18 protein-coding genes are annotated in these 22,876 nt (G+C 66.8%); 12 read left to right on the top strand and 6 right to left on the bottom strand.

What is annotated here, in order from left to right:
• Position 1 precedes the first annotated feature (1 nt).
• The gene (locus ACZ5YA_RS02670) at positions 2-2,173 is read left to right on the top strand and encodes a phosphocholine-specific phospholipase C (RefSeq protein ID WP_251880582.1); all 2,172 of its coding nucleotides are present in this window, start codon (positions 2-4) and stop codon (positions 2,171-2,173) included.
• Between the two features lie 3 nt (positions 2,174-2,176).
• On the opposite strand, the gene ACZ5YA_RS02675 is transcribed toward ACZ5YA_RS02670, so the two are convergent.
• Entirely contained in the window at positions 2,177-3,079 is a 903-nt protein-coding gene (locus ACZ5YA_RS02675; protein ID WP_118933542.1) for a LysR family transcriptional regulator, read from the bottom strand.
• 93 nt (positions 3,080-3,172) lie between these two features.
• Between ACZ5YA_RS02675 and ggt the strand changes: the two genes are divergently transcribed.
• From ggt to ACZ5YA_RS02700, 5 genes are all read left to right on the top strand, one after another.
• Positions 3,173-4,801: a gamma-glutamyltransferase gene (ggt, locus tag ACZ5YA_RS02680; RefSeq protein ID WP_059374330.1), complete on the top strand. Its 1,629-nt coding sequence runs from the start codon at positions 3,173-3,175 to the stop codon at positions 4,799-4,801.
• Positions 4,802-4,836: 35 nt separating this feature from the next.
• The gene (locus ACZ5YA_RS02685) at positions 4,837-6,348 is read left to right on the top strand and encodes an ABC transporter substrate-binding protein (protein ID WP_464091977.1); all 1,512 of its coding nucleotides are present in this window, start codon (positions 4,837-4,839) and stop codon (positions 6,346-6,348) included.
• Positions 6,349-6,477: 129 nt separating this feature from the next.
• Positions 6,478-7,422 (top strand): ABC transporter permease, encoded by a 945-nt coding sequence (locus ACZ5YA_RS02690; RefSeq protein WP_059374332.1) that lies wholly within the window; start codon positions 6,478-6,480, stop codon positions 7,420-7,422.
• On the top strand, positions 7,419-8,297 hold the full coding sequence (locus ACZ5YA_RS02695) for an ABC transporter permease (protein WP_054456608.1): 879 nt from the start codon (positions 7,419-7,421) through the stop codon (positions 8,295-8,297). The genes ACZ5YA_RS02690 and ACZ5YA_RS02695 overlap by 4 nt, the downstream gene beginning before the upstream one ends.
• A 17-nt stretch (positions 8,298-8,314) precedes the next feature.
• Positions 8,315-10,171, top strand: coding sequence for a dipeptide ABC transporter ATP-binding protein (locus ACZ5YA_RS02700; protein WP_118933543.1), 1,857 nt, complete (start codon positions 8,315-8,317; stop codon positions 10,169-10,171).
• A 63-nt stretch (positions 10,172-10,234) separates the two neighbouring features.
• Here ACZ5YA_RS02700 and ACZ5YA_RS02705 read toward each other — a convergent pair whose 3' ends face one another.
• Positions 10,235-10,876 carry a LysE family translocator gene (locus ACZ5YA_RS02705; protein ID WP_464091978.1) on the bottom strand — a complete coding sequence of 214 codons (642 nt, stop codon included), beginning with the start codon at positions 10,874-10,876 and terminating at the stop codon, positions 10,235-10,237.
• 151 nt (positions 10,877-11,027) lie between these two features.
• On the opposite strand from ACZ5YA_RS02705, the gene ACZ5YA_RS02710 reads away from it, so the two are divergent.
• Positions 11,028-11,564, top strand: a complete 537-nt coding sequence (locus ACZ5YA_RS02710) for a YaeQ family protein (protein ID WP_059374335.1) — start codon at positions 11,028-11,030, stop codon at positions 11,562-11,564.
• A 16-nt stretch (positions 11,565-11,580) separates the two neighbouring features.
• Here ACZ5YA_RS02710 and ACZ5YA_RS02715 read toward each other — a convergent pair whose 3' ends face one another.
• Positions 11,581-12,561, bottom strand: coding sequence for a Bug family tripartite tricarboxylate transporter substrate binding protein (locus ACZ5YA_RS02715; RefSeq protein ID WP_165867902.1), 981 nt, complete (start codon positions 12,559-12,561; stop codon positions 11,581-11,583).
• A 22-nt stretch (positions 12,562-12,583) separates the two neighbouring features.
• A complete protein-coding gene (locus ACZ5YA_RS02720) occupies positions 12,584-14,830 on the bottom strand; it encodes an arylsulfatase (RefSeq protein ID WP_464091979.1) in 2,247 nt (748 codons plus the stop codon).
• Between the two features lie 99 nt (positions 14,831-14,929).
• On the opposite strand from ACZ5YA_RS02720, the gene ACZ5YA_RS02725 reads away from it, so the two are divergent.
• Positions 14,930-16,342, top strand: a complete 1,413-nt coding sequence (locus ACZ5YA_RS02725) for an aminotransferase-like domain-containing protein (RefSeq protein ID WP_419343096.1) — start codon at positions 14,930-14,932, stop codon at positions 16,340-16,342.
• 22 nt (positions 16,343-16,364) lie between these two features.
• On the opposite strand, the gene ACZ5YA_RS02730 is transcribed toward ACZ5YA_RS02725, so the two are convergent.
• Entirely contained in the window at positions 16,365-17,471 is a 1,107-nt protein-coding gene (locus tag ACZ5YA_RS02730) for a hypothetical protein (protein ID WP_464091980.1), read from the bottom strand.
• The gene (locus tag ACZ5YA_RS02735) at positions 17,464-18,093 is read right to left on the bottom strand and encodes a hypothetical protein (protein WP_118933549.1); all 630 of its coding nucleotides are present in this window, start codon (positions 18,091-18,093) and stop codon (positions 17,464-17,466) included. The genes ACZ5YA_RS02730 and ACZ5YA_RS02735 overlap by 8 nt, the downstream gene beginning before the upstream one ends.
• A 117-nt stretch (positions 18,094-18,210) precedes the next feature.
• Here ACZ5YA_RS02735 and ACZ5YA_RS02740 point away from each other — a divergent pair, with 117 nt between their 5' ends.
• The 4 genes from ACZ5YA_RS02740 (at position 18,211) to ACZ5YA_RS02755 (ending at position 22,875) form a co-directional block, all read left to right on the top strand.
• Entirely contained in the window at positions 18,211-19,917 is a 1,707-nt protein-coding gene (locus tag ACZ5YA_RS02740) for a sensor domain-containing diguanylate cyclase (RefSeq protein ID WP_118933550.1), read from the top strand.
• Positions 19,918-19,979: 62 nt separating this feature from the next.
• Complete coding sequence (locus ACZ5YA_RS02745; protein WP_118933551.1) at positions 19,980-20,777, top strand: GntR family transcriptional regulator; 798 nt, start codon at positions 19,980-19,982, stop codon at positions 20,775-20,777.
• 17 nt (positions 20,778-20,794) lie between these two features.
• Complete coding sequence (locus ACZ5YA_RS02750; RefSeq protein WP_059374343.1) at positions 20,795-22,000, top strand: ABC transporter substrate-binding protein; 1,206 nt, start codon at positions 20,795-20,797, stop codon at positions 21,998-22,000.
• A gap of 2 nt (positions 22,001-22,002) precedes the next feature.
• Positions 22,003-22,875 (top strand): branched-chain amino acid ABC transporter permease, encoded by an 873-nt coding sequence (locus ACZ5YA_RS02755; RefSeq protein ID WP_059374344.1) that lies wholly within the window; start codon positions 22,003-22,005, stop codon positions 22,873-22,875.
• Position 22,876 lies beyond the last annotated feature (1 nt).

Raw genomic sequence — 22,876 nt, forward strand, 5'->3', positions numbered from 1 at the left:
CGTGACGTTCGATAAAGACCAGGTCCACGCCGGCAAGCGCCGTTTCTTGCGCAACGCGGCCGCCTCGACCGCAGGCTTGACCGCGCTGTCGATGTTTCCGCCGGCGATCCGCCGCGCGCTGGCCATCCCCGCCAACAACCGCACCGGCACCATCAACGACGTCGAGCACGTGGTCATCCTGATGCAGGAAAACCGCTCCTTCGACATGTACTTCGGCACGTTCAAGGGCGTGCGCGGCTTCGGCGACCGCATCACCATCCCGCTGCCTGAAAAGCGCTCGGTCTGGGAGCAGAGCAACGGCACGCGCGTTGTCATGCCGTATCACCTGGACAGCACGCAGGGCAACGCCCAGCGCGTGGCCGGCACGCCGCACGACTACATGGACGCGCAGATGGCCTGGGACGGCGGCCGCATGGACCACTGGCCGCGCTACAAGCAGAACCAGTCCATGGGCTACTACAAGAAGAAGGAAGTGGAGTTCCAGTTCGCGCTGGCCGAAGCCTTCACGCTGTGCGATGCCTACCATTGCTCGACCCACGGCGGCACCAACACCAACCGCCTGTTCCTGTGGACCGGCACCAACGACCCGCTGTCCCTGGGCAACGGCCCTTCGACCCGCAACCAGTGGGACAGCCTGGGCGCCTCGTCCACCGGCTGGACCTGGAAGACCTATCCCGAACGCCTGCAGGAAGCGGGCGTCACCTGGAAGGTTTACCAGAACCTGCCGGAGAACTTCGGCGACAACTCGCTGGCCGGCTTCAAGCAGTACCGCCGCGCCAACGAGCTGGCCGGCAACAGCGCCAACGGCGCGCCGTACCCGGCCTGGACCCCGTCCATGGACGCCGCCAACCCGCTCTACAAGGGCACGGCCAACACCATGCCCGACGGCGGCTTCCTGAAGGCGCTGCGCGAGGACGCCCTCAACGGCACGCTGCCGCAGGTGTCGTGGATCGTGGCGCCCGCCACGTATTCCGAGCACCCCGGTCCGTCCAGCCCGATCCAGGGCGCCTGGTACATCCAGGAAGCGCTGGACGCGCTGACGGCCAATCCCGAGGTCTGGAGCAAGACCGTGCTGCTCATCAACTTCGACGAGAACGACGGCTATTTCGATCACGTGCCGCCGCCCGCCGCGCCCTCGCTGAATCCGGACGGCTCGATGGCCGGCGCCTCCACCGTCAACACCGACCTGGAGCGTCACACCCACGCCTCGGCCCAGGATGCCGCCGACGACCGCGTCTATGGCCCCGGCCCGCGCGTCCCCATGTACGTGGTGTCGCCCTGGAGCCGTGGCGGCTGGGTCAATTCCCAGGCCTTCGACCACACCTCGGTGCTGCGCTTCCTGGAAGCCCGCTTCGGCGTGGCCGAGGACAACATCAGCCCCTGGCGCCGCGCGGTGCTGGGCGACCTGACCTCGGCCTTCAACTTCGCCACGCCCAATAACGAAAAGCTGCCCGACCTGAATCTGCTGACCCGCGCGGGTTCCGACAGTGAGCGCAGCGCGCAGGAAGCGCTGCAGGCCGTGCCGCTGCCCGACCCCAGCACCCAGGCCAAGCCGGTGCAGGAGCAGGGCGTGCGCTATTCCCGCGCCTTGCCCTACGAACTGCACACCAGCGGCCGCGCCCAGCCCGACACGGGCGCCATGCGCCTGGTGTTCTCCAATACGGGCAAGCAGGCGGCGGTGTTCCATGTCTATGACCGCCTGCACCTGGACCGCCTGCCGCGCCGCTACACGGTGGAGCCGGACAAGCAGCTCGAAGGCAGCTGGGACGCGGCGGCCGACGGCGGCAAGTACGACCTCTGGGTGCTGGGCCCCAACGGCTACCACCGCCATTTCGCGGGCGACCTGGCCTTGGCCCGCACGTCGGCGCTGGCGGCGGAAATCCGGGTCTGCTATGAAATCGCCAAGGGCGATGTCTACGTCAGCTTCATCAACGGCGGCCAGAATCCCTGCACCTTCGAAGTCGCGCCCAATGCCTATTACGCCAACCACGAGCGCTGGAAGTTCACCGTGCCCGCGGGCGGCCAGGTCGAACAGCACTGGGCGCTGGAAGGCAGCCAGGGCTGGTACGACTTCACCGTGCGCCTGGCCGAGGATCCGGCCTATCTGCGCCGCTACGCCGGCCGCGTGGAAACCGGCCGTTCGTCGGTGACGGATCCGGCGATGGGGCTGTAAGCCTCAGGCGGCGGTCTGCGGTTCGCGCGCCTGGAACGCCTGGGCGCACGCCTCGCAGATCGCCGCCGTGATGCCCTGGCGCGCATGCTCGCGCCGCTCCAGCATGCCGATGGCGCGCGCCATCGGTCCCAGGTCCTGCGGCAGGGTGAGAATCCGCAGTTCCGGACTGTGCTGCCAGTTGGAGCCGTTGATCAGCGGCAGCAGGGTCACGCCGACTTCCTGGCGCACCAGTTCGACCAGGGTCTCGATCGCGTTGAGTTCCAGGAATTCATTCAGCGGCACCGCCAGGCGGCGCAGCAGCCGGTCTATCTGCAGGCCGGTGCGCTGGGTGCGGTCAAAGCGCAGGAAGGGGTTCTGCGCCAGCACCTGGCGCGCGTCTTCGCCCGGCGCCGAGCGCGGCGCGATCACCACCAGTTGCTCTTCATATAGCGCGGTCCAGCGCGTGCTGGCCATCTTGCGCCCGGCCTCCACCAGGAAGGCCGCGTCCAGCTCGCCGTCCTCGACCTTGCCCGCCAGCTCGCTGGCCTTGCCCGACAGGATGCGCACGTCCAGCTTGGGGTGCTGCTTCTTCATGCCCGATACGACCTTGGACAGGGTGCCCATGCAGGACACGATGCTGCCCACGGCGACCGACCCGGCCAGCTCGCCAGGTACGGTGCGCGGCAGCCGCATGCGGTCGTAGAGGTCCAGCAAGTGCTTGATTTCAGGGAGTAATTCCCGGCCGGCGGCGTTCAGGATGGCGAGCCGGCCGCTGCGGTCGAAGAGTTCGCGGCCCAGTTCCGCTTCCAGGGAGCGCATCTGGAAGCTGACGGCGGCCTGCGTCAGCGCCACTTGCTCGGCCGCTTCCGAAAAGGAACCGTGGTGTGCGACCGCCAGGAAAGTGCGCAGAAAGCGGATGGTACTCACAAAAATCTCTTTTATGACGGAACAAAATTTCAAATTGATTTAATTAAACCACGGGAGTAACTTCGGCCGCTTACCCGTTATGAGACTAGCCACATGAAATCCTTCGACTGGGGCAACCCGTATCCTTCCGTCCGCATTCCGCTGTTCGCCCGCAATGTGGTGTCCACGTCGCATCCGCTGGCGGCGCAGGCAGGGTTGCGCATGCTGCTCAAGGGCGGCAATGCCGTGGACGCCGCCATCGCCGCGGCCGCCACCATCGTCCTGGTCGAACCCGTGTCCTGCGGCCTGGGCGGCGACTGTTTCGCCATCGTCTGGGACGGCAAGGAATTGCACGGCCTGAACTCCTCGGGCGTGGCACCGGCGGCCTGGAGCACCGAATACTTCAAGCGCAAGCACGGCGTGGGCGCCAACGGCCTGGCGATCCAGCCCAAGCGCGGCTGGGACGCCGTGACGGTGCCGGGCGTGGTGGCCGGCTGGGCGGCGCTGCATGAAAAGCTGGGCAAGCTGCCGTTCGAGCAACTGTTCGAACCCGCCATCGAAATCGCCGAGCGCGGCTACGCCGTGCCGCCGGTGGTGGCGCACAAGTGGGCCGCCGCGGCCGAGGAGCTGAAATCGCAGCCGGGCTACGCCCAGGCCTTCCTGCCCGAAGGCCGCGCGCCCAAGGTCGGCGAACACTTCCGTTTCCCGGACGCCGCCAATACGCTGCGCCGCATCGCCGCCTCCAAGGGCCGCGACTTCTATGAAGGCGAACTGGCCGAGCGCATCGCCGCTTTCAGCCAGGAATGCGGCGGCGCCATGACCCTGGAAGACCTGCGCAACTACCGCCCGGAATGGGTCAAGCCCATCTCCAAGTCCTATCGCGGCTACGAGCTGCACGAGATCCCGCCGAACGGGCAGGGCATTGCCGCGCTGATCGCGCTGGGCATCGTCGAACGCTTCGACATGGCCGACATCCCGGTGGACTCGGTGCAGTCGCAGCACATCCAGATCGAAGCCATGAAGCTGGCTTTCGCCGACCTGTACAAGTACGTGGCGGATCCGCGTTCCATGCAGGTGACGCCGGAGCAGATGCTGTCCGACGCCTACCTGGACAGCCGCGCCAAGCTGATCCGCCTGGACCGCGCCACCCATTTCGAGGCGGGCCGTCCGCACGCCGGCGGCACCATCTACCTGACCGCCGCCGATGAAAACGGCATGATGATCTCGTTCATCCAGTCCAACTACATGGGCTTCGGCTCGGGCGTGGTGGTGCCGGGCACCGGCATCAGCATGCAGAACCGCGGCGTGGGCTTCTCGATGGATCCGAAGTCGGCCAACGTGGTCGAAGGCGGCAAGCGTCCCTTCCACACCATCATCCCGGGCTTCCTGACCCGCGGCGGCAAGCCGGTCATGAGCTTTGGCGTGATGGGCGGCGACATGCAGCCGCAAGGCCACATGCAGACCGTGGTGCGCATGCTGGACTATCACCAGAATCCGCAGGCCGCCTGCTGCGCGCCGCGCTGGAAGGTCAACCGCGATTTCACGCTGGACATCGAGACCAATATGAAGGCTTCCACCATTGCGGGCCTGAAAGACCTCGGGCATGCTTTGAAGTCGGTCGACGATCCGTACATGGATTTCGGCGCGGGCCAGTTCATCTGGCGCATGTCCGAAAACGACAACGAGCTTGGCTACGTCGCCGCCAGCGACAGCCGGCGCGATGGTCAGGCGGTCGGCTTCTAATACGCAATAGCGCAGCCACAAGGGGAATTTAAATAATGAAACGCTTGACCTTGACCTTCGGCGCCAGCCTGCTGGCGCTGGCCGCGGGCGCGGCTTCCGCCCAGAACATCCGGATCGGCCTGCAGGAAGATCCGGACGTGCTGGACCCGCACCGGGCGCGCACGTACGTGGGCCGCATCGTCTTCACCTCGCTGTGCGACAAGCTGATCGACATCGATCCCAAGCTGCACTTCGTGCCGCAGCTGGCCACCTCGTGGTCGTTCAGTCCCGACAACAAGGTGCTGACCTTCAAGCTGCGCGAAGACGCGCTGTTCCATGACGGCTCCAAGTTCGACGCCGCCGCGGCCAAGGCCAACCTGGAACGGGCCATGTCCTTGCCGGACAGCCTGCGCAAGGGCGAACTGGCCTCGGTCGAAAAGGTCGACGCGCCTGATGCCGCGACGCTGGTGCTGACGCTGAAAAAGCCCGACGCCACCTTGCTGGCGCAACTGTCCGACCGCGCCGGCATGATGCTGTCGCCCAAGACCTTCACCGACGACGTCGCCGCCGTGGGCCGCAAGCCGGTGTGCTCCGGTCCCTACAAGTTCGTCGAACGCATCCAGAACGACCGCATCGTGCTGGAAAAATTCGACCAGTACTACGACGCCAAGGATTTCGCCTTCAAGCGCGTGACCTTCCTGCCGATCCCGGACACCACCGTGCGCCTGTCCAACCTGCGCGCGGGCGACCTGGACATGCTGGAACGACTGAATCCCTCCGACGTGCCGCAGGTCAAGAGCGACGCCAGCCTGACTTTCGCGCCGGTGGCCGGCCTGGGCTTCCAGCAGTTCATGTTCAACGTCGCCAACGGCAAGCGCGCCGAGGACAATCCGTTCAAGAACAAGCTGGTGCGCCAGGCGTTCCAGTACGCCATCGACCGCAACGCCATCAGCGAAGTGGCCGGCGGCGGCATCTTCGATCCGGCGCAGCAGCCGTTCCCGCCCGCCAGCCCCTACCACAGCGACAAGTTCCCGCCGACCAAGCGCGACGTCGCCAAGGCCAAGGCGCTGCTCAAGCAGGCGGGCTTCGACCGCGTGAAGGCCGAGGTCATGTTCGGCAACAACACCACCACGTCCTCGATCGCCGAGATCGTGCAGGCCATGGCGTCCGAGGCGGGCTTCGACCTGTCGCTGCGCCCGACCGAGTACGCGGCCCTGCAGAAGGAATCGGCCGGCGGCAACTTCCAGGTCGTGATGCTGGGCTGGTCGGGCCGGGTCGATCCGGACGGCAACATCCACGCCTTCGTCACCTGCAAGGGCGCGCTGAACGACGGCCACTACTGCAACCCGGAAGTGGACAAGCTGCTGAACGAGGCCCGCACCGTGCCCGACGAAGCCAAGCGCAAGGCCATCTACGACCAGGCCCAGGCCATCATCCAGGACGAATTGCCCGGGGTGTATAACTACTATCAGCCCTGGCCCTTCGCCATGGCCAAGAAGGTCAAGGGCTTCACGCCTTATCCTGACGGCATGATCCGCCTGAAAGGCGTGACGTTCGCGCAGAAGTGATCGCGGCGCGGTAGTCAAGCGCCGCGCCAGCCGGACGCGCCTCGCGCGTCCGGTTGTCGTTTGCGGCGGCAGGGCGCCGCGGTTTATCTTCCGCGCCCCGTCCGCCGTTCCTGTCTTACGGTTTCTCATATGCTTAAACTCATCTTGCGCCGCGTGCTCGTCGCGATACCGACACTGATACTGGTGTCGATGATCGTCTTCATGCTGCAGAAAATCCTGCCCGGCGACCCGGTGCTGACACTGGCCGGCGAAGAACGCGATCCGGCCGTCCTGGACTACTTGCGCGACAAGTACCGCCTCAACGATCCGCTGCCCGTGCAGTACGCCGCCTGGGCCGGACAGGTCCTGCAAGGCGACCTGGGCAAATCGCTGCGCACCGACGTTCCCGTCACCACGCTGATCGGCCAGAAGCTGCCGGTCACGCTGCAACTGGCCGCCATGGCCATGTTCTTCGCGCTGCTGATCGGCATTCCCATGGGGATCGTCGCCGCGGTGCGCAAGGGCAAGCCCATCGAAATGGGCGCCAACATCGCCGCGCTGTCGGGCATGTCCATCCCCAACTTCTGGCTCGGCATCATCCTCATCATGGTGGTGTCGGTGCAGTGGAAACTGCTGCCGGCCTCGGGCTACGTGTCGCCGTCCGAGGACTTCTGGCTGTCGATCAAGACCATGCTGATGCCGTCCCTGGTGCTGTCCACGGCCATCGCGGCCTACCTCATGCGCCATACCCGTTCGGCCATGCTGGAAGCCCTGTCGGCCGACTATGTGCGTACCGCGCGCGCCAAGGGCGTGTCGCCGCGCAGCGTGGTGCTGCGCCACGCCCTGCGCAATGCGCTCATGCCGATCGTCACGCTGGTGACGCTGCTGTTCGGCGAACTGCTGGCCGGCGCCGTGCTGACCGAGCAGGTCTTCACGATTCCGGGCTTCGGCAAGCTGGTGGTCGACGCGGTCTTTACGCGCGACTACGCGGTGGTGCAGGGCGTGGTGCTCTGCGTGGCGGTGGGTTTCATCATCATGAACCTGCTGGCCGACATCCTGTACATCCTGGTCAATCCCCGCCTGAGGCACTCATGAGCGCAATTCCTGCAACGGCCGCAGCCGTCACGCCGCCCCGCAGCCGCAACCGCGCCTGGGGCAAATTCAAGCGCAACCACATCGCCATGCTGGGCCTGGGGATCGTGCTGTTCTTTGTCGTGATCGCCATCCTGGCGCCGCTGATCGCCAGCCACGATCCCTTCCAGACCAGCTTCACCACCATCCGCAAGGCGCCCTCGGCGTCCTACTGGCTGGGCACGGACGAGCTGGGCCGCGACATCTTCAGCCGCATGGTCTATGGCGCCCGCGCCTCGCTGATGGCGGGCCTGGTGTCGGTCCTGATCGCGCTGGCGGTGGGCGTGCCCTTCGGCCTGGCCGCCGGCTACTTCGGCGGCTGGACCGACAGCATCATCTCCCGCGCCACCGAAGCGCTGCTGGCGATTCCCTTCCTGATCCTGGCCATCGCGCTGGCCGCGTTCCTTGGACCCAGCCTGACCAACGCCATGATCGCCATCGGCGTCTCGGCCGCGCCCAAGTTCATCCGCCTCACGCGCGGACAGGTGCTGGCGGTCAAGAACGAGGACTACGTGCAGAGCGCGCGTGCCCTGGGCGCGTCCGACCTGCGCATCATCGGCCGGCACGTATTCCCCAATGTGATGCCGCCCTTGATCGTGCAGGCCACCATCACCATCGCTACCGCCATCATCGCCGAGGCCAGCCTGTCGTTCCTGGGCCTGGGGCTGCAACCGCCGAATCCGTCCTGGGGTTCGATGCTGAACACCGCCAAGAACTTCATGACCCAGGCGCCCTGGATGTCCATCTTCCCCGGATCGGCCATTTTCCTGGTGGTGCTGGGCTTCAATCTGCTGGGCGACGGCCTGCGCGACGCGCTCGATCCGCGTCAGGAAAAGTAATCACCATGGCAACAACAATGGACCCCAAGCGCGTCGTCCAGGTCAACGACCTGACCGTGCGCTTCAAGACTCCCGAGCGCACCGTGGAAGCGGTGCGCAAAGTCTCCTTCCACGTCGACCGCGGCGAAACCCTGGCCATCGTCGGCGAATCCGGCTCGGGCAAGTCGGTGACCTCGCTGGCGCTGATGCGCCTGGTCGAGTATGGCGGCGGCCGTATCGTCAATGGCGGCATGCTGCTGCGCCGGCGCAGCGGCGAAGTGCTGGACCTGCTCAACGCGCCCGACAGCACGCTGCAGCGCGTGCGCGGCGCGGACGTGGCCATGATCTTCCAGGAGCCCATGACGTCCCTGAACCCCAGCTTCACGGCCGGCAACCAGATTGCCGAAGCCCTGCAGCTGCACCAGGGGCTGGACGCCGCCGCGGCCCGCGCCGAGACGCTGCGCATGCTGGAGCGGGTGCGCATCCCCGAGGCCCGCGCCATCCTGGACCGCTATCCGCACCAGCTATCGGGCGGCATGCGCCAGCGCGTCATGATCGCCATGGCGCTGTCGTGCAAGCCCCAGCTGCTGATCGCCGACGAGCCGACCACGGCCCTGGACGTGACCATCCAGGCCCAGATCCTGCAGCTGATTCGCCAGTTGCAGGAAGAAATGGACATGGGCGTGATCTTCATCACGCACGACATGGGCGTGGTGGCGGAAGTGGCCGACCGCGTGCTGGTCATGTATCGCGGCGACAAGGTGGAAGAGGGCAGCTCGGACGAGGTCTTCGCCCGTCCGCAGCACGCCTACACGCGCGCGCTGCTGTCGGCGGTGCCGCGGCTGGGCGCCATGCAGGGCACGGACGAGCCCGCGCCGTTCCCGCTGCTGCGCGTGGACGACGCCACGGCGCGACCGCAAGCCGCCGCGCCCGTCGCGGCCGCGTCCACCGTGCGCCGCGAAAACGGCCCGGTGCTGAAGGTGCGCGACCTGACCACCAGCTTCGACATCACCGGCGGCATCCTGGGCCGGGTGCAGAAGCGCGTGCACGCGGTTGAGAAGGTCAGTTTCGACCTGTATCCGGGCGAGACGCTGTCGCTGGTGGGCGAGTCCGGCTGCGGCAAGACCACCACCGGCCGTTCGCTGCTGCAGCTGGTCAAGAGCAAGGCCGGCAGCATCGAATTCGACGGCAAGAACATCGGCGCGCTGCGCGGCAGCGCCATGCAGACCCTGCGCCAGCACATCCAGTTCATCTTCCAGGATCCGTTCGCCTCGCTGGATCCGCGCATGACGGTGGGCTACTCCATCATGGAGCCGCTGCTGATCCACGGCGTGGCGCGCGGCAAGGCGGCGCAGGACCGGGTGCGCTGGCTGATGGACAAGTGCGGCCTGTTGCCGGAAATGATCGACCGCTATCCGCACGAGTTCTCGGGCGGCCAGCGCCAGCGCATCTGCATTGCGCGCGCCCTGGCGCTGAACCCCAAGGTGGTGATCGCCGACGAATCCGTGTCGGCGCTGGACGTGTCGATCCAGGCGCAGATCGTCAATCTGTTGCTGGACCTGCAGCGTGAACTGGGCGTGTCGTTCCTGTTCATCTCGCATGACATGGCGGTGGTCGAGCGCGTCAGCCACCGGGTGGCGGTGATGTATCTGGGCCAGATCGTCGAGATCGGCCCGCGCCGGGCCATCTTCGAGAACCCGCAGCATCCCTACACCAAGAAGCTGATGGCGGCGGTGCCCATCGCCGACCCGCAGCGCCGCCACCGCGAGCGCTCGCTGCTGGTCGACGAGATCCCCAGCCCGATGCGCAAGCTGGGCGACGATCCGCTGGTCGAGCCCCTGGTCGCCGTGGGCGAAGGCCACTTCGTGGCCCGCCATTCGATCGGGGTCTATTGAGGCAGAAGGCCGCCGGCTGGCAGCCGGCGGCATCCCCCCCGCTGCGTGCAGGGGGAGCCGAAACTAGCGCTTTTCCAGCGCCAGCTTCAGGCCGAAGGCGATGAAGACCGCGCCCGTCATGCGGTCCAGCCCGCGCATCACGGCCGGCCGCGACAGCCAGCGCGCCAGCGGGCGCGTCGCCGCCACCAGCACGCCAAACCATACTATCCCCAGCATCGCGTGTATGCCTGCCAGCAGCAGGCTGAAGCGCAGCACGTCCGCGCCCGCGGGGATGAACTGCGGCAGGAAGGTGATGTAGAAGATCCCGATCTTCGGATTGAGGGCATTGGTCAGGCAGCCGCGCATGAACCAGCCGCCGGCGCTGGCCGCCGCGGCGGGGGCGGGCGGCGCGGAATCGGGGGTGGCTTGCTTGCCTCGCCGGGCGCCCCACAGCAGCTTCACCCCCAGATAGAACAGGTACAGCGCGGCGCAGATGCGCAGCGCGTCGTAGGCCAGGGTCGATACCAGCAGCAGCGATCCCAGGCCGAATGCCGCCACCACGCCCCAGGCCAGGCATCCGGCGGCGATACCCAGGCCAGCCATGAGCGCGCGGCGGCCGCCCTCGACGGCGGCGGTGCGCAGCACCAGGGCGGTATCCATGCCGGGCGTGACGGTCAGGATGGCGGCGGCCAGGGTAAAGGCGAGCAGGGCGGCGGTGGCGGTCATGGGCGGGGTCCGGTAGCGGGCGTGGCAAGGCGGAGCTGGCCAGTGTAGTGCCGCCGGACCGGCGTCCGCGGCCGTCCGTCGCCGTGCCGCAGCGCCGCAGGCGTTATCATGGCGGCCTTCAGCAATTCGCTACATTCACCGGATTTACGCCATGGCCCTGCGCGCCACCATCTACAAGGCCGAGCTCAACGTCGCCGACACCGACCGCCACTACTACGGCAGCCACTCGCTGACGGTCGCCCGCCATCCCTCGGAAACCGACGAGCGCATGATGGTGCGGCTGGTCGCCTACGCCCTGCACGCGCAGGAGGAACTGGCCTTCACCAAGGGGCTGAGCGACACCGACGAGCCCGACCTGTGGGTCAAGGACCTGACCGGCGCGGTCAAGCTCTGGATCGAAGTCGGCCAGCCCGAAGAGCGCCGCATCCTGCGCGCCTGCGGCCGCGCCGACGAAGTCATCGTCTATTGCTATGGCGGTTCCGCCAGCAAGATCTGGTGGGACGGCGTGAAGAACAAGCTGGAACGCACGCGCAACCTCAAGATCGTGAACCTGCCGTCCGACCAGACCCGCGCCCTGGCCCAGCTGGCCGAGCGCACCATGCGTCTGAACGCCAACATTTCGGACGGCGTGGTGTATTTCTCGGCCGACAAGGGCGAGGTCAGCGTCGAGCCGGAAACCTGGCGCTAGGCTCCCGGCGGGCACGCTATTCGCGCTTGATGCCGGCTTGCTTGACCAGGGCCGGCCAGCGTTGGCGTTCCATGGCTATGAGCTTGGACAGCGCCGCGCCATCGGTGAGCTCCGGTACCGTGCCCATATTCTTCAGCGCGTCCAGAAAGGCCGTGTTTCCAGACATGCCGCGGATGGCCGCGCCGATTTCCGCGACCGCCGCCGGGTCCATGGCGGCCGGTCCGAACAAGGCGAACCAGGCATCGACCTGAAAATTGTCGATGCCGGCCTCCTGCATGGTTTGCACGTCGGGCAGGATGGCCGCGCGGTGGGCGCTGGTGACGGCCAGGGCGCGCAATTTTCCAGATTGGATGAACGGCAGCGCAGACGGCAGGTTGTCGAACAGCAGGTCGACCTCGCCGCCGAGCAGCGCGGTGATGGCCGGCGCGCCTCCCTGGTAGGGCACGTGGGTCAGGTTGAGGCTGGTGCGCGCCTTGAACAGTTCGCCCGTGAGATGCGGGCCGTTACCCGTGCCGGTGGAGGCGAAAAAGCCGCCGCCCTTCTTGTTTTTCAAGTAGGCGATCAGTTCCGGCACGGTCTTGGCCGGCGTGGCGGGATTGACCACCAGCACGTTCGGCACGCTGGCCACCAGGCTCAGCGCGGTCAGGTCCTTCTGCGAGTCATAGGGGATATTGGCGTAGGTGGCGTAATTCAGCGCCAGGTTGCCCGCGCTGCCCACGCCCAGCGTATAGCCGTCAGGCTCGGCGCGGGCAACCTGGTTCGCTCCCAGCCCGCCGCCCGCGCCGGGCTTGTTTTCGACCGCGACCGGCTGTTTCAGCGCCTGCATCAATTGCTGTCCCAGCGCGCGCGCCAGCAGGTCCGTCGTGCCTCCCGGCGGATACCCCACCAGCAGTCTGATCGGTTTGGAGGGGTAATCCGGCGGCGCCGCCGTGGCGCCAGCGGCGAGGATGGACAGCGCCAGGCCCAGCAGCGTTTTTCCCAGTGGTATGCCTTTCATGGTTTGTCTCCGTGTGGCGGGGCTATTGTTGTTTGAATACGGTCCAGAGCTTGCCGTCGGCGCTGTCGCCGCCGTCGTTTTCCAGGTCCACGGCCAGGCGCAGTATGGCGGCATTGAAGTGGAAAGGGGGACGGTAGGCCTCGGTCAGCGGCACGCCCGCCAACCCGCAGGTCAGACCGGCGGTGGTGCTGTAGGTCCACCAGGTTTTCGGCAGCTCAAGTTCTCCCATCAGTTCGCCGTTGACGCGTAGCGCGATGCGTCCGGCATTCTGGCCAGTGCGCGTGAATTGCAGCGTGACGGTGGCGGTGCCTTGCGGCAGCGGGACCGCCAGGCGATGGGCGACGGTTTCCGTATAGATGTACTCGTAGACCAGTTCACCGCCCAGGGCGTACAAGGCAAAGCCGGCGAATCTGCTGCCCCAGGAAAAGACCACGCCTTCGGTGGCGCTCGACAGGTCCGCCAATTCCGCCGTGATGCAGTAGCTGCGGTCGCTGATTTCCGGAACCATGAAGCGGTCGATGCGCGCCATGTCCGGCTGGAATTCGTAGTGCGTGCGGGTTTGCGTGCCCAGGAAGTCGCGGGCGCGCTCGGCCTCGCGGTCGTCCAGCGGCAGCACGCCGAACTCGTCCGCCTGCTGCCACCACAGGTCCAGCAGTTCCCGCAGCTTGTCGGGATGGGACTGGGCCAGATCGCGCGTTTCGGTGAAATCGTCGTCCAGCTTGTAGAGTTCCCAGCGGTCCTCGGTGTCGTAGTCCTGGCCCTTGACGTGGCGCGCCACGGCTTTCCAGCCGCGATCCCAGATGGCGCGGTCGCCCAGCAGTTCGAAATACTGGGTGGTCTTGGCGGTGGGGGCATCGGGCTCGGCAAAGCTGTAGCGCATGCTCACGCCATGCAGCGGCAGCTGCTTGTAGCCCTGATGGACGGATGGCGGCTCCACGCCCAGGCAGTCGAGCACCGTCGGGACGACGTCGATCACATGATGAAACTGGGTGCGCAGCCCGCCGGCCTGCTTGATGCGTTCCGGCCAGTGCATGATCAGCGGGGCGCGCACGCCGCCGCCATGGGTGTCCTTCTTGAACCACTTGAGCGGAGTGTTGGAAACCTGCGCCCATCCCATCGGGTAATGGCTGAATGAATGCTCGCTGCCAATCAGGTCGATATGGGGCAGGGCGGAGGCCACGGTTTCCTGTTCGTGGGTCATGTGCTTGCGCATATTGATCGCGCCCGTGGGGCCGCCCTCGGCGCTGGCGCCGTTATCCGACAGCAGCACGATCAGCGTGTTGTCCAGCTGTCCGATGGACCGCAGATAATCCACCAGGCGGCCGATCTCGGCATCGGTATGGTCCAGGAACGCCGCGTAGGTTTCCTGCAGACGGCAGCCCAGGCGCCGCATGTCTTCCGACAGATCTTCCCATGCGCCTATGCCGGGATTGCGGGGAGCCATCTCCGCATTCTGCGGAACCACGCCAGTGGCCTTTTGCCGGGCGAAACGTTCGGCGCGCACGGCGTCCCAACCCTGGTCGTAACGGCCCTTGTACTTCTGGATGTAGTCGGCGGGAACCTGGTGCGGCCAGTGGCAGGCGCCAAAAGCCAGGTAGCTGAAAAATGGCCGGTTGTCGGACGAGGTCACGTGATCGCGGATCTGCGAGATGGTCTTGTCGACCAGGTCGGATGACAGGTGGTATCCCGGTTGCGGCGCGATATGAATGGGGTGGTTGTCCTCGTAGAGCTCGGGATTCCATTGGTCGATCAGGGCGCCATGAAAGCCGTACCAGCGGGAGAACCCGCGGCCCAGCGGCCAGTCGCCGTGCGGCCCCGATGCACCGTAATCGGCGAGATTGGTCAGATGCCATTTGCCGGTGGCGTAGCAGCCATAGGCATAGTCGCCCAGGATCTCCGGCAAGGTGGCGGCCTGGCGGGTGATCCGCCCTTGATAAGAGGGATAGCCGTTGGCCCATTCCGAAATGATGCCCACGCCGACCGAATGCGCGTTGCGCCCGGTCATGAGGCAGGCCCGGGTGGGCGAACACATGGCGGTGACATGGAAGTTGGTATAGCGCAGCCCGCCCGCAGCCAGCCGGTCCATGTTCGGGGTGTGGATCTCGGAGCCGTAGCAGCCCAGGTCGGAGAAGCCTACGTCGTCGAGCACCAGGAAGAGGACGTTTGGCGCCTGTTCGGGAGCTGCTGGCTTGCGCGGCCAGTCCGGCGTCGAATCGCGGTAGGTCTTGCCGATGACGCCGTTGAACGAGTGGTCGTTGGGGTGAGGCATTGCGCGGTCTCCGTGGGTATCGATTCGTTGTGCCTGCATCGTAGGCCGCTGTACCGCAAAGCCAGTGGTACAGTTGGCCGCTACAGTTGGATATCCGCCATGGCCACTCGTTTCCCGCCGGACCTTCTTTCCGAGCAGATCGCCAACCAGATCAAGCTGCAGATACGGCAGGGTGATCTGGCCCCAGGCGCCAAGCTGCCCTCGCTGCGGCACTACTCGCAGATCAAGGGGGTCGCCAAGAACACGGTGGTGCAGGCCTATGAACTGCTGGTGGCGGATGGCTATGTGGAGCCTCGCCATGGTTCGGGGTTCTACGTGGTGGGCGTGCCGCAGGCGCCGGTTTCGGCGGAGCGCTGGGCGCCGGCCCTGGATCACGCGCTGGCGGGCATCGGCATAGACCGGTCGGCGTTCCATCTGGCTGGAGGCGGCCATTCGGTGGGCGAGGGCCTGCCGCCCTCGGCCTGGCTGGAGAACTGCCGGCTCGACCGCTACATGCACAAGATCGGGCGCAGCGGGCTGGGCAGCGTGTTCCGCTACGGCGACCCCTACGGCTATCTGCCGTTGCGCCAGAGCATTTCGCAAAAGCTCGGCGCCTATGGCATCGAGGCGCGTTCGGACCAGATCATCCTCACCCAGGGCGCCTACCAGGCGGTCGATATCCTGATCCGCCACATGGTCCGGCCGGGAGACACCGTGCTGGTCGACGCGCCCGGCTTCTATCCCACCTTCAACAAGCTCAGCCTGCAAGGCGCAAGAATCATTGGGGTGCCCCGAACGCCGCTAGGGCCCGATCTGGTTTTTCTTAAGCGGGCGCTGCGGGCCAGCCGGGCCAAGCTGTTCTTCACGCAGTCCGTGGGCCATAACCCGACGGGCAGCGACATTTCTGCGGAAACAGCGCGCGAGCTGCTGGCGCTGGCGGCTTCGGCGGGGCTGACGATCGTCGACGATGATGCGCTGGCGGACTACAAGCCGGGGCATTGCGCGCGCCTGGCCTCGCTGGACCAGTTGGAAAACACGATATATGTGGGGAGTTTTTCCAAGTCGCTGTCCAGCGTGGTGCGCGTCGGCTTCCTGGCCTGTGCGCCGCGGCATGTCAGGGAACTGGTGTCGGTCAAGACCGTGCTGTCGCTCAACAGCTCCCCGTTCGCCGAGCGCACGGTTCATGCGGTGATCACTGAAGGACGATTCCACAAGCACGTGCTGGACCTGCAACAGCGGACCCGGCGCGCCGTGAAGGATGCGCTCAGGCAGTTTGGCAAGCATGGCGCGACCGTGTTCTGCACGCCCGAACATTCGCTCTTTCTCTGGGTCAAGCTGCCTGGCGTGGAGGACGCGGCGGCATGCACCCGTGCTCTGTTGGAACGCGGCTTCGCGCTGACGCCCGGGGCCATATTCCTGCCCGAGCCCGGAGCCGTCTCGCCGTGGTTCCGGTTCAATGTGGGCTTCATGCAGGATGCGGAGCGGATGTCCGCGTTATGGCGGGCGATCGCGACGCAGCAGCGCGGAGCGTGAGGCCCGGGCTGCGCCGCGCGCCTCAGCCGCAGGCGTCGGCGGCCTGATTCCCGGGATCGGCGCAGGCGCGCCAGCGGGCCTCGTCCATGGCGGGCAGCAGCAGCACCCGGCTCATCAGGTCCGAATACCAGAAGATCCTGCCAGGCTTGTCGCGCATGGCCTGCCAGACGCGCGCCTGCGCGTCCGCCGAGAGCGGCGCGCGGCCTTGCGCATCGGTCACGCCCTGGGCCAGGATGGTTTGCGTGTCCGGATTCCAGGACTGCATGTCCGGATCGTCCAGCGCCACCTCGTCGGCGATGCTGACGATGCGCCAGTCATTGCCCGGAACCTCGGTGGATAGCTGGTTCAACTCTGCCTGGTGCACCGGATAAGGGCGGGAGTCCGGGGAGGCGTGCGCGAGGGAGGCGTAGGATTTGGCGCCATCCCCGGGGGAATAGCGGCGCACATAACGTTGTTTTGGCTGACCCTCGGCATCATAGGTCTGGACCTGGAATGCGCCGCCTTGCTCGGCGGTATCGATGGCGCGCAGCAGGCGGCCTGCGGCGTCGCGCGCGTAGAACCGGCCGGCGGCCGGCTCTTGCCTGGCGTCGCAAGCTCCATCGCTGAAGGCGGTCAGTGCGCCCCGGGCATCGCGTTTCAGGCAGGCCTGGCCGCTTGCCTCGTAGGTGGCCGGCCGGCGCACCGCGGTCTGTTCGTACTCGACCACGCGCGTCAGGGCGCCGTTGCCGTCGTATTCCAGCGTGTAACCGCCCGACAGGAAGGGGGCGGCGTCGCCGCGCCGGGGCAGGTCGTAGGACTCCGCGCGGCACAGCCGGCCATCGTCGTCGAAGTACAACCTCGTGGGCGCCCGCGAGGCGCTCTCCAGCCGGTAGGCGGACCAATCGACCTTGTCCATCCAGGTCCGGGGCATCGGATCGCCGGTTTCGTCGACCCATACCGGCTTGTTGCGGGCGGCAACGCGTTCGCCCTGGCGGCCCAGCAGGACACGGTCGCCGCCCAGGCCGACCGAGACGGGCACCGCCTTCAGCGCCACGGGCGCGGCGAAATCGACGGCGGCCGGGCCGCAGGCCGCCAGGGCAGGGCCGGCATGCGCGATGGCCGCCAGCAGCAGGACCAGTCGCTTACGCATATTGCTGCGTATCCATGAACTTCACCAGATCCCAGAATTCCTTGGACACGCCGCCCAGCCGCAGCTTGCCCTCATGTTCCTCGAACAGCAGGAAGGGGTAGGCGTCGCGCTCCAGGGTGCCGGGCGCGGGCAGGCGGTAGGGCTTGAAGTTTTCGGGGTCGTTGAAAAAAGACTCCAGCCGGCCGCCGCCGTCCACGTGCATGTAACGCACGCGCAATACTTGTTTCTGATACTTGGCCTGCGTTTCGGGGTAGTTGCCGCCGTCGCCCGCCACCACGGCGTTGGCCAGGGCGGCCAGGAAGACGCGTTGCAAGCCTGCGTAGTGGACCTCGCCGCTGGTGGAGTCGCCGGGAGCCTCCACCAGTGTCCTGACCAGCTGGGTGCCGCGGGAAGCCGGCACGATGGTCTTCGCGAACAGGCTGTCGATGTCGGCCTTGGCCGGATCGGGCGATTGCCGCAGGCGCTGCAGGTCGGCGCGGAAGTCCTCCAGCCATTGCCGGTAACGGGCGTTCTCCGCCTGGCGGTCGAACGCCTGGGCGTGGGCCAGGCCGCCGTGGAGGGTGATCAGGATGGCCAGCAGCAGGAGCCAGGCGCGTTGCAGCAGGCGGGTAGGGTGTTCCATAGGCCGGTGATCATATCGTTCAAAATGATGCTATTTTGGTGCAGAGCGTGACAAAATGTCAGTCATGGCCACCGGCATGGCCATGTCTATGAATCTCGTGTTGAGTCAGGTCCAGACATGCCAGCAACAGGTGACGTTCCCCCTGCATGCGCGCCCGCCGGCGGCGCGGAGAATGTGCAAACCGGGCTCGACGGCCCCCTGGACCGGCTCGTCCGCTTGGCCAGGCGGCAGTTCGGCGTGGACATGGCGCTGGTCGCCTGCAGCGACGCCGACGGCGTCTGGCAGGCCCAGGCAGGCGCCTTGCCTGCCGCCGCGGCCGGCACGCTTCCTTTCTCCGTGGATTGCCCGCTGCACGCCTGCGACGGCCGCCGGCTGGGTACGTTCCGGCTGCTGCACGGCCAGCCGCGGGACTTCGGCGACGAAGACCTGGATGCCTTGCACGATTTCGCCAAACTGGCCGTCGCGGCCGTCGAGAAGCGCGAGGCCCTGGCGGCGGAACGGGCGGCGGAAGACGGCTGGCGCACCGAAGCGCGCAATCTGTCCATGGCCATTGCAGGCAGCGGCACGGGCATCTGGGACCGCAATGTCGTAACCGGCGAAATCACCTATTCGCCGGGCTGGAAGGCCCTGCTGGGCTACGCCGAATCCGAAGTCACCAACCGCATCGAGGACTCCTACAAACGCCTGCACCCCGACGACGCCGACTATGTGCGCGCCGCCATGCAGGCGCATTTCGAGGGCAAGACCGAGAGCTACGAAGTCGAGCACCGCATCCTTTGCAAGGACGGCAGCTACAAGTGGATCTGCAGCCGCGGCAAGGTCGTCAGCCGCGACGCGCAGGGGCGGGCCTTGCGCATGATGGGCACCACCACCGACATCAGCGCGATGCGCGCGATGTCGGAACGCCTGCGGCGCACGGCGGACCTGCTGGTCAACCTGACCGACGCCGTGCCGGGCATGGTGTTCCAGTGCGGCCAGCGGCCCGGGGGCGGGTCGCGCTTCCTGTATGTCAGCGCGGGCATCTGGGACATGTTCGAACTCACGCCTTACGAGGTGCGCACCAACCCCGCGGCGATCGAGCTGCGCGTCCATCCCGAGGACCTGGCCACCTATCACGCCTCGCTGCAGGCCGCGGCCGCGGCGCAGACCCCTTGGCACCTGGAGTTCCGCGTCTGCCTGCCGCAGCAGGGCCTGCGCTGGCGCCAGGGCGACGCCAGTCCGCGCAAGGCGGCCGACGGCAGCGTGGTCTGGCACGGTTTCGTGACCGACATCACCGACCGCAAGCGCGCCGACTTCGAACTGCGCGAACTCGCCGCCACCGACGCCCTGACCACGCTGCCGAACCGCCGCCATTTCATGTCGCGCATCGCCGCGGAACTGGCCCGGATCAAGCGCCAGGGCAGCGATTGCGCCGCCGTGCTGATGTGCGACCTGGACCATTTCAAGCGCATCAACGACACCTGGGGCCACGCCATCGGCGACGGCGTGCTGCAGCACTTCGCCAATACGCTGCGGGCCCAGCTGCGGGCGGTCGATCTGGTGGGGCGCATCGGCGGCGAGGAATTCGCCGTGGTGCTGCCGGATACCGACATCGAGCGCGCGCACGCCTTCGCCACGCGCGTGCAGCAGCGCATTGCGGCCGCGCCGTTTTCGCTGGGCGACGACCGGCATATTCCGCTGACGGTCAGCATCGGCATCTCGACCATGCACACCATGGACGCGGACGCCGAGCTGGCGCTCAGCCGCAGCGACCGCGCCCTGTATTACGCCAAGCAGCGCGGGCGCAACCGGATCGAGTCCGCGCCCTCAGTGTTTTCCCGATAGAACAACCGTCTAAGTCATTTGTTCCATTGACGGTACATTAGGACACTCCTAGAGTTCCCGTCATGGGAACCTCATTACCTCTGCCGAAGTACCACCAGATCTACCTCGTCCTGCGCGAACAGGTGCAGGAAGGGCGCTTCGATCAGGACGGCGTTCCAGGCGAGCACGCGCTGGCCCACCAGTTCGACGTGGCCCGCATCACCATCCGCAAGGCCATGGAGATGCTGGTGGCTGACGGACTGGTGTCGCGCCGGCCCGGCCTGGGTACCTGGCCGCTGCGCGCGCCGGCAAATCCGGCCAGCGCGCCCAAGGCCAATCCGCCGCAGAAGGCGCACCTCACCGGCCTGCTGGAGAACATCGTCAACATGGGCCTGCGCACCTCGGTGCAGGTGCTGGACAGCGCCCTGGTGTCGGCGCCGCCCGTGGTGGCCGAGGCGCTGGACCTGGCGCCCGGCGCGCCCGTGCACAAGAGCCTGCGCGTGCGCAGCACCGAGGCCGGGCCGCTGTCCTACATCACGACCTACGTGCCGCAGGCCGTGGCCGATTTCACGCGCGCAGACCTGGAGCGCGAACCCCTGCTGATGTTGCTGGAAGCGGCCGGCGTGGAGTTCGGCGGCGCGACCCAGACCATTTCGGCGCGGCTGGCCGATGCGCAGGTGGCGCGCCACCTGGACGTGGCCGTGGGCTCCGCGCTGCTGGCCGTGACGCGCATCGTGCGCGACGTGAACGAGCGGCCGGTGCAGCTGCTGCAAGGCCTGTACCGCCCCGATCGCTATCAGTACCAGTTGCAGCTGTCACGCGTCGGCAGCATCGACGCCAAGGTATGGGTCAGCGAAGAGCTGTCCGCCCAATTCCATTGAACTCTCGGAGATCGCCCATGAATTCGCGCCGCACTTTCCTCTATCAATCCGCCGCCGCAGCTGCCCTGGTGTCGGCGCCATGGGTGGCACGCGCCCAGGGCGCCAAACCCGTGAAGGTCGGCATCCTGCATCCGGTGACGGGGGCGCTGGCCTATTCGGGCCAGCAATGCCGCTTGGGCGCGCTGCTGGCGATCGAGGACATCAACAAGGCCGGCGGCATCAAGTCGCTGGGCGGCGCGCCGCTGGAAGCCATGCTGGGCGACGCGCAGTCGCGCCCCGAGGCGGGTTCGGCCGAGGTCGAGAAAATGAACGAGGCGGGCGTGTCGGCCATCGTCGGCGCCTATGCGTCGGCGATCTGCCTGGCCACCACGCAGACCGCGGCCAAGTACAACCTGCCGCACGTGGTGGACGTGGGCGTGGCCGACCAGATCGTCGAGCGCGGCCTGAAGAACACTTTCCGTTTCGGCCCGGGCTACCGCGCCTGTAGCGAACGCGCCATCACCGACCTGGCCGCGCTCAACGACGCGGCGGGCAAGCCGGCCAAGACCGTGATGATCGTGCACGAGGATTCGCTGTTCGGCACCGGCACCGCGGCGCTGCTGTCCAAGGCCCTGCCGCAGCATGGCTTCGAGGTCAAGGACGTGGTCAAGCATCCGAACCCGACCCGCGATTTCAACAACATCGTGCTGCGCATGAAGTCCCTCAATCCGGACATCGTGATCCCGGCCAACTACTACAACGAGTACGCCTTGCTGCTGCGCGCCATGAAGCAGCAGAAGGTGCAGCCCAAGGCGATCTACTCGGTGCTGGGCGGCGCGGCCTCCAGCTACAAGTTCCTGAAGGAATTCCCCGACATCGCCAACGGCATCCTCGACTGCAACCACTGGTTCAACCCCAAGGATGCGCGCGTTGCCCCGCTGAAGGCGCGCGTGGAAGAGAAGGGCGCCTACTTCAGCTACGAGGTCTTCATGACCTATACCTCGGTGCTGCTGCTGGCCGACGCGCTGGAACGCGCCAAGTCCGCCGACCGCGCGGCCATCACCGAGGCGCTGGCCTCCAGCACCTTCTCGGACCACATCATGCCCTACGGCCCGACCAAGTTCGTGGACGGCCAGAACACAGGCGCGCAGCCTCTGCTGACGCAAGTGATCGGCGGCGACATCAAGGTCGTCATCCCGGCCGACTACCGCCAGGCCGATGCCATCTTCCCGCTGAAGGCCTGAGCGTGCTCGATCCCGCCATCCTCTTTTCCTCGGTGCTCAACGGCCTGACCACGGGCGCGGTGTACGCGCTGATCGCCCTGGGCCTGACCTTGATCTACGGCGTGCTGCACATCATCAACTTCGCCCATGGGGCGGCGTTGATGGTGGCGTTGTACGCCGTGTATCTGCTGAAGGACCGCCTCGGCATCGACCCCTACGCCGCGTTGCCGCTGGTGGTGGCGGGCATGTTCGCGCTGGGCTATGCCCTGCAGCGCTACGTGATCAACCGCGCCAGCCACGGCAAGGACGAGAACATCCTGCTGGTGACGCTGGGCCTGGCCATCGTGCTGGAGAACCTGGCGCTGGTGTGGTTCAAGTCGGACACGCGCACCATCGACACGGCCTACACGCTGTCCACGGTGGAGATCGGGCCGGCCATGATCGCCTTGCCCAAGATCATCGCCTTCTGCGGCGCGCTGGCGGTGGCGGCGGTGCTGTTCTGGATCATCCGCAGCACCGACCTGGGCCGGGCGATCCGCGCGGTGGCCAAGGAAAAGCAGGGCGCCAAGCTCATGGGCATAGACGTGGAAAAGGTCTACGCGCTGTCGTTCGGCATCGGCATGGCCTGCCTGGGCGCGGCGGCCTGCTTCCTGCTGCCGGCGTACTACGTGAATCCGCAGGTCGGCGGCGGCTTCGTGCTGGTGGCCTTCACCATCGTGGTGCTGGGCGGCATGGGCAGCTTCGTGGGCGCGCTGGTCGGCGGCCTGCTGATTGGCGTGGTGGAGTCCATCGGGGGCCTGTTCCTGGGCGACTCTCTGGGCCAGATGGGCATATTCGCGATTTTCATCGCGGTGCTGCTGTTTCGCCCGCAGGGGCTGTTCGGGGCGAGGGGCTGAG

This window comes from Achromobacter sp. JCM 18799, from assembly GCF_055395645.1.